The following is a 7,133-nucleotide window of genomic DNA, read 5'->3' on the forward strand; positions in this document are numbered from 1 at the left end:
ACCGCGGTCTGTCCCGCGGTCCCACACCGACGCGGTGTCAGGCCGAGTGACCGAGCGCGGTTGCGCTGAGCACGATGGGGCTGATGACGTCCTCACCCTTGTCGTTGATCCAGGTGGCGGTGAGCTTCGCCTGGACACCGGTGCGCGTGTCGGCCTCCAGCTTGAGGAAGGTGCGTGGCGTGTCGGCCCTGGCCATGAGGCCGGGCGGGGTCGACGCCTGGTCCATGCCGCCCGTCTTGTCGTGCAGCGGGCTGACGACGAACTCCCACAGGTCGTAGCCGACCTGCGGATCTCCGTTGTTCTTCAGGGCACGGGAGACGTGGATGTCCCCGCTGAGCAGAACGCAGCCCTTGACGTTGTTGGTCCTGATGAAGTCGAAGAGCTCGGCCTTCTCGACTCCGTAGGTGTCCCAGTGGTCGCTCTCGGGACCGTCCTTGTCGTACCAGGTCATCCCCGAGGCGAGGATCTTGAAGGTGGCGGTGCTCTTGCCCAGCCGGTCGAACAGCCACGCCTTCTGGACCGGCCCCATGCAGACCCTCGGGTTGGCACTCGCGTTGGAGAACCATCGCGGGTCGACGAGGAACACCTCGATCGGGCCGCGCCGGAAGGAGGTGTGGATGCCCTCACCGGGGCCCCGGCCGGTCAGCAGGGTGACCTTCCCGGTGGAATCGGGGACGGTGCCGGTGGCGTGGCCGAAGTCCGCGTTGGCGCGGTAGTCGACGAACGCCCTACGGAACGCGGCCTTCCCGGCGAAGTTGCCGTCGGAGCCGTTGGCGCCGAAGTCGTGGTCGTCCCACGTTCCCCAGGTCGGCATCGACCTGACCAGGTTGTCGATTCCTGGCGCGGCCAGGAATTCCCGGTGGGTCCTGCGCGCCCTGGGCAGAGCGAAAGCGGCCGTGGATTCCTTCGGAATCCCCCGGTCGGCGTACGGGGTGTCGCCGAGCATGACGAAGCCCTCGCAGCCCTTGTCGATGATCCGGGTCCACACGGAGTTCGACGGGGTGTGCGCGCAGGAGCCAAAGCCCAGGGTGACCCTGGTGGCCGCGTCCGGCGCCGGCGCGGTGGTGAACTTCCCGGTCATCGGGACGAAGGGCACACCGGTCTGCGACGTGGCCGGGGTGATGGCGAAGGTGTAGCCCGTGTTCGCCGCCAGGCCCGTCACGTCGAACAGCAGGGTGTTGTCGTTGTCCGTCGAGATCTGGGCTTGCGGGGTGGGGGTGACGGTCGACCCGTCGGCCGTTCTCCTCACCTCGCACTTCCAGGTCGGGTAGGTCGCCGGGTTCAGACCCGGCCGGGCCCAGATCCGGGCCCTGCTCTCGTCCACGTGACCGACGAGCGGACCGGCCTTCGGCGCCTCGGTCTGACCCACGTTGGACGTGGGGTTCGCCCGCACCCACGTCACGTAGTCCGCCAGGGCGTGGAAGAACTTGTGACTGTCCTCGATGGCGGCAGCGGACTCGACCGCCGTCGTACGGTCCGCCGCGTAGCACTTGTCGATGGTGAGGCTGGAGATCAGGTACCTCCCGGATCCGCTCTTGCCTTCCACCAGGGCCGCCGGGAAGCTCTCCCCCGGCGCACAGGACAGCAGCACGCGCATCTCGGCCCAGGCGCCGATCGACTCCCAACTGGTCCAGACGCTCCCCCCGTCGCCGCGCTTGGTACGGCGGCCGGTGAGCACCGGCTGGGTGGACGACGGGGCGGACGGCGCCGTCAGCGCCCTCACCAGCGAATGGCCGGTGTCCACCGGGTAGATCGCGTTGGAGTCGTAGTCGGTGCGCACCGCGTGCATCGGGATCGAGTCGTACTGGTACTCAGTGACCGGAAGGTAGGAGACACCGACGCCGGGATAGTCGGGCTGGGCGAGTTCGAGCACCACCCCGCCGGCCTTGACGAACCCCTGCAGCGAGTCGCGCTGGTTCGTCACGAAGGTGGAGTACTTGGTCAGGGCGCCGCTGTTGGCGAAGCTGCCGAAGGCGATCAGGTGCACGGTCTTGGCCTGGGCGTTCGCCGCACGGGCCGGGTCCAGGTCGATCACCTCGAAGCCGGCGTTCTGCAACAGGGCCTTCAGCCCCTGGGCGTTCGTGTGCACGTCGACCTCGTCCAGCACCGCCGCGACCAGCCCCGACGAGGGATGCGAGTGCGCCTCGGCGGTGGTGCCGGTCAGGGCGTTGCCGGCGGCGGCCGCCACCGCGCCGGCGCCCAGCAGCTGCACCACCCTGCGGCGACTGAGCTCGGAGGGAGTGCGGGAAGAGTCGTCCATGGTCTTCTCCTGACGTGATGGGTGCCTGCCGATGCCGTCGCGTCACGGCCCTGAACAGGGCGTGGCCCAGTCGGGGGGGGTGGGGGCGTCGCGGGTCGGCCGGACGAGCGTCTGTGGCCGCTTGGGTGGGCCGCTGCGGAGGTGCGCGAGAACGGGCCAAACGGGGCCGGGTGGTTGAGTGGAACTACAGCGGCAGCGCGATGGCGCCGTCAAGACGCGTTCACCCGGATACCCGCCCACCGAATCGGGCGGGTGGGGTGAAGGACGAACCCGGCGAACGGGGCGGGTTGTCGTGCCGGTTCTCGATCCGGTCGGGGGGCGGTTCTCGCGGGTCGGGACGCTCTCCGGGGAGTCCGCGATGAGCCCGCCCTACCGACGGGGACGTACGGGCCGGCGCTCGACACGGTCGACCCGGGAGAATCCGATGATCAGTCATGTTCCTTTGTGATCAAGAGAGTTGTTCCTTCCATCGTCTCGCGGCGGCCGGATCCTCTCCGCCCGGTCCGGCTGCATCGCGAAGGACTCGGCGGCCCGCGCAGCGCCATGTCCGACAGGCTCCGGGCCGACGTGAACCGGGTGTCACGGAACCGAAACCTCCGCGCCATATCCGCGAATTCCCATCGCGGCCCATGGGCGCGCGGGCACCGTGCGGCGCCCATACGATTCCGCTATCCGCCCCATCAGCGATTCGGGTCTTGCCGCCGTCGCCCCACCGGCAGACCATCGAAACCCACGCGCCCGGGACGGGGGCGTGGCAGTGCCGCCGCGCCGGGGAACCGGACACCCGCTCCACCTGAACAAGAGGCGGGTGGACTCGCCCCGGGCACGGCGGCGCCTCACACCACCCCCGGGAAAGCGGCAGCTACTCCACGCCGCGCGCGAGGCTTCGCCGTCCCTACGGCCACCTCGACCTCACCCGGGGCACGACGGTCGACAACGATCACCGTCACCCGCCCCGCAGCCGACCCCGCCGAGCTCTTGCGGCTCCTCCGCCAGGCCACCCGGTCACCGGTGACGGCCCCGCCCTCACAGCCCCATTCGGATGGTATGCGAACAATCCTCTTGGCGTGGTTACGGTTCCCCAGAACCCGGAGCCATAGCCTCCCAACCGTCGTGGGTCTCCTTCCCACGGCGTCATCCGATCACCCCGAGGCGGACGATCCATGGCACTGACACCGATCGACGGCTTCACCGTCGACCATCCCGACAGCGACAAACGCACGATCCAGTTCCTGTGGGGGGACCTGACCCAGCTCGCGTCGACCGACGAGGTCGATGTCCTGGTCGTCTCCTGCCGGCCCAACGACTACACCCCGACAGCGGGTACCCTCGTCGGCGCGCTGGCCCAGGCGGGCGTCTCCGTCGAAGCACTGGCCCGGAACAAGGCCGCCGACTACCGGCCGCATCTGCCGTGCTGGATCTCACAGCCGGTGACGGCCCCCGGGCCCGGGATTCGGTTCAAGCACATCCTGGTCTTCGAACCGGCCGACCCGCTCGCCGATGCCCTGGCCTCGGCCTGGACCATCTTCCAGGCGCTCGCCTGCTTCTCCCCCTCCGCCCCAGTGAGCGTCGCCACCCCACTGGTGTGCGCCGGAGCGCGCGGCGCGGATCCCGCCGACGCGCTGTCGGCCCTCACGTGGGCGGCCGCGCACTACGGATCGTCGAACACCACACAGGTATCCACCGTGAAGGTCGTGGCGTTGACCCAGGACCTCGGCAGCAGGCTCGACCCCACGTTCACCGCGATCAAGAACGACTACGACAACGTCTTCGGCCTACCTCTTGAGGGCTACTCCCAAGTCGTCGAGGAGGCCCAGGCGCAGATCAACGGCGCTCATCTGCCGCCGTCGGTCACCTATCGCCAGGCCGTGGCGGTCTGCATCTACACGACCAGCTACTACAAAGCGATCAACGCGGTGCTGCGCACGGGCCCCACCGGCCCCGACTGGCGCAGGATGTTCCCCCTGGTGGAAGCCATCGACTCCGGCCTGTGGAACATGAACGCCCACACCGGAAACAGCCTGCGCGGCGAGAATATGTCTGATGATCGGATCAAACAGCACGTGGTGGGCCACCAGATCACCAACGCCGCCTACACGAGTGCGTCGACCGACCAGCCGTTCGGAGGGAACGCCCAGACCACCATCGACGGCAAGACCGGCGTCGAGATCTGGAACTACTCGCTGTTCCGTGAGGAGGACGAAGTGCTCTTCCACCGCAACTTCACCTACCAGGTGGACACCCGCAGCCAGGACAGCAGCAACACCTGGCACTTCGGCGTCCACGAGATCGTCACCGACTCGTGCGGAGGGTCGCACGATGCCTGAGCTGACATCGGATTCGGCCCGCGAGATCATCTCCCTGTACCACCGGACGATGCGAGAGCCCGACGCGTCCCCTCCTCCACTGGGGATGACCCCCGCCGAGCAGTTCGCCGTCGAGGCCTCACCCCGCGGCCTCACCGAGTCGGGCTTCGACTGGAAGAACTGGGAACCGTACCAGGACAACCGGATCTCCGACCCCGCGTTCATCGCCTCGGCCGACACCGCCACCCTCCGCCGGATCGCCACCACCCACCTGCGCCTCGACCGCTTCGTCGGCGGTCACCTGGAGAAGATCGAGGAGACGGGAATCCTCGCCACCATCGTCGACCGCCTCCAGGACCTGGTGGACAGCGGCGACCTGTGAACCGTCCCCGGCCGTGACCGCTCACCGCCGCACCCGGCTCCCACGGCGGCCCGCCGTGGGAGCCGAACACGCAACGGAGTCGGTCCTGGTGACACCGGGTGAGCGTCCGCCCGCGCACCACCTCGCCGCGTCGCCGGAACCGCTGCCATGCTGACGACATGAACGAGGATGCGGCCGGGTAGAAGAAGCGGACGGGTACGGGTACGGGTACGGGTTCGCCGTTCCAGCGCGGACGGCGCACGGTCGTGGTGGACCGCGGGGAACCCGTCCCAGCACACCCTCGACACCCCACGAACGCCGATACGTGCTGCCCGACCGGCGCGTCCAACGGCAGGCCGCCCCCGTCGCCGCCGCCGGCGCGGCAGCCGCGCTGGAGCACGCCCGAAAGACGGTCAGCCTTGCCGCCCGGCCTAGCGTCTACGGCGCGAGCGCCGCCAGCTACGACGCACTGACCCGCCGCAAGGGCTCCTTCGCCACCTTCCAGAAGGGCATGGCTGCCGCCCTGGAAGCCGGCATCCCGATGCGCCTCAACCTGGTCGTCACCGAGCACTCCGCCGACGAGGAGGCCGCGATGGTCGCCATGGCGGAGAACTGGGGCCTGGAGCACAACTCCTACGTCAACATGGCCCCGACGATCTACGGCGGCGCCGAGTCCCTGCCGGCCCAGTCCGCCAAGCACCTGCGCCAGCGCAAGGTGTTCTCCGGCTGCAACGCGGGCCACACGTTCTTCCACTCCGACCCGCACGGCATCGCGTCGATCTGCAAGGTCGGCCGTGACCCGAACGTGGACCTGATCGCCGAAGGCGTCGACGGGCTGCGCAAGCTCGGCGCCATCGCCGACTCCCTCATGCTTCGCACCGGTGGGTGCTCCGGCTGCCAGCTCTCAGGCTCCTGCGGGGTCTGCCGGCCCATGGCCAAGCTCTACCAGGAGGCGAAGGCACCACTCGCAAGTTACTGCCAGCACGGACGACAGAAGGAAGAGGTACCCGCATGAAGCCGGAAGCCCTGATCCAGCTCGGCGCCACCCGCGCCAGCGTGGTCGAGATCGAGCTCGTCAACGACCTGGACGACCTCGCCGAGTCCACGAAGTGCTCGTGCAACGCGGGTGACGACAACCCGTTCTAACCCCTGAAACGGTCAGAACCTTGCAGGCCCCGGCGGATTTCCGTCGGGGCCTGCGGCACGAGACGCCCGTGAGTAGGGTTTGGTCATGGAACTGGAGTGGGACTGGTTGAGCCCCGTGCTGACCGTGCCGTACGTGCCGACCCTCGGCCCGATCCACCCGGGTGCCCTCAGCCCGGACCTCTTCGCCGAGGTCCTGGCCGTGGCTGCCACCGGCCGGTTCCTGGCGCACGACAAGGACCAGCGGTGGAGCGACGAGAAGGACGAGACGGTCCTGACCGCGGCCGTCGTCCACCGCCCCGGCCTGACGCTGATCCCCACCCTCACCCGGCGCGGCCGGGACTGCGTGAAGCTGCACCACTACAGCGCCGAGGCGCCGGATCTGCCTGATCTGCTCGACCTGGCCTCCAAGCTGGCGGCCGACCACGGCGCCCAGACGGCCCGGGTCGTGTGGTTCCAGCCAGGCGCCACCGCGCTGATGCCCGCCGGGACGGCGTGCACCAGGGTCCAGCTCAAGCAGTTCACCCACGACGGGCCGCCGCAGCCCGCCGTGCGCGACCTGCGCGAGCACCCGCCGACCATCGTGGCCACCTTCGCCGACTTTGCCCAGCAGATGGCCGCAGACGGCTTCGCGTTCCTCTGGGACCGCTTCCAGGACGGCCAGCTCGACAGTCCCCTCCTAACCATCACCGCCGACAACCGGGTGGTCGGCGCGATCGGCCCGATGGAGATCATGAAGGACCCGGCCGGAGCCGCCCGGCTGCTGCCGCAGTACTTCGGCGTCCTGCCCGACCAGCGCGGCCACGGACATGGCCGCACGCTCTGGCGGGCGGCCATGCACTGGGGCCGGGCCAACGGCGCCGCCTACCAGCTTCTCCAGACTGAACTGGGCGGCGCATCCGACCGTCTCTGCCAGGCCGAAGGGCTCGAAAGCCTCGGCTTCGTCCTCACCACCACGGCGAGCACCCGCTAGATGATTGATGCGAAGGGTTAGTGGTCGTAGGCGGTCAGCGAGCGCATGACGGGTTGGCCGGTGTGGTCGTTGTGCCAGATCGCGCAGGTC

The 7,133-nt window shown here is 69.2% G+C and carries 6 protein-coding genes; 5 read left to right on the top strand and 1 reads right to left on the bottom strand.

Translation table 11 applies throughout. The annotated features are described in order from the left end of the window. Window positions 1-37: 37 nt before the first annotated feature. Complete coding sequence (locus ACFXHB_RS40030) at window positions 38-2,260, bottom strand: alkaline phosphatase D family protein (protein ID WP_380581271.1); 2,223 nt, start codon at window positions 2,258-2,260, stop codon at window positions 38-40. Window positions 2,261-3,423: 1,163 nt separating this feature from the next. On the opposite strand from ACFXHB_RS40030, the gene ACFXHB_RS40035 reads away from it, so the two are divergent. The 5 genes from ACFXHB_RS40035 to ACFXHB_RS40055 all read left to right on the top strand — a co-directional run bounded on the left by ACFXHB_RS40035 (window position 3,424) and on the right by ACFXHB_RS40055 (window position 7,043). Next, window positions 3,424-4,587, top strand: coding sequence for an ADP-ribosyltransferase (locus ACFXHB_RS40035; RefSeq protein WP_380581273.1), 1,164 nt, complete (start codon window positions 3,424-3,426; stop codon window positions 4,585-4,587). Then, window positions 4,580-4,948, top strand: coding sequence for a DUF6508 domain-containing protein (locus ACFXHB_RS40040; RefSeq protein ID WP_380581275.1), 369 nt, complete (start codon window positions 4,580-4,582; stop codon window positions 4,946-4,948). The genes ACFXHB_RS40035 and ACFXHB_RS40040 overlap by 8 nt, the downstream gene beginning before the upstream one ends. Window positions 4,949-5,252: 304 nt before the next feature. Beyond that, a complete protein-coding gene (locus ACFXHB_RS40045) occupies window positions 5,253-5,942 on the top strand; it encodes a hypothetical protein (protein WP_380581277.1) in 690 nt (229 codons plus the stop codon). Further along, entirely contained in the window at window positions 5,939-6,073 is a 135-nt protein-coding gene (locus ACFXHB_RS40050; RefSeq protein WP_380581279.1) for a hypothetical protein, read from the top strand. Before ACFXHB_RS40045 ends, ACFXHB_RS40050 begins: the two co-directional genes overlap by 4 nt. 85 nt (window positions 6,074-6,158) lie before the next feature. Then, window positions 6,159-7,043 carry a GNAT family N-acetyltransferase gene (locus ACFXHB_RS40055; protein WP_380581281.1) on the top strand — a complete coding sequence of 295 codons (885 nt, stop codon included), beginning with the start codon at window positions 6,159-6,161 and terminating at the stop codon, window positions 7,041-7,043. The last annotated feature ends 90 nt before the right edge of the window (window positions 7,044-7,133 follow it).

It is taken from the genome of Kitasatospora sp. NPDC059327, assembly GCF_042752535.1.
Lineage (GTDB): Bacteria > Actinomycetota > Actinomycetes > Streptomycetales > Streptomycetaceae > Kitasatospora.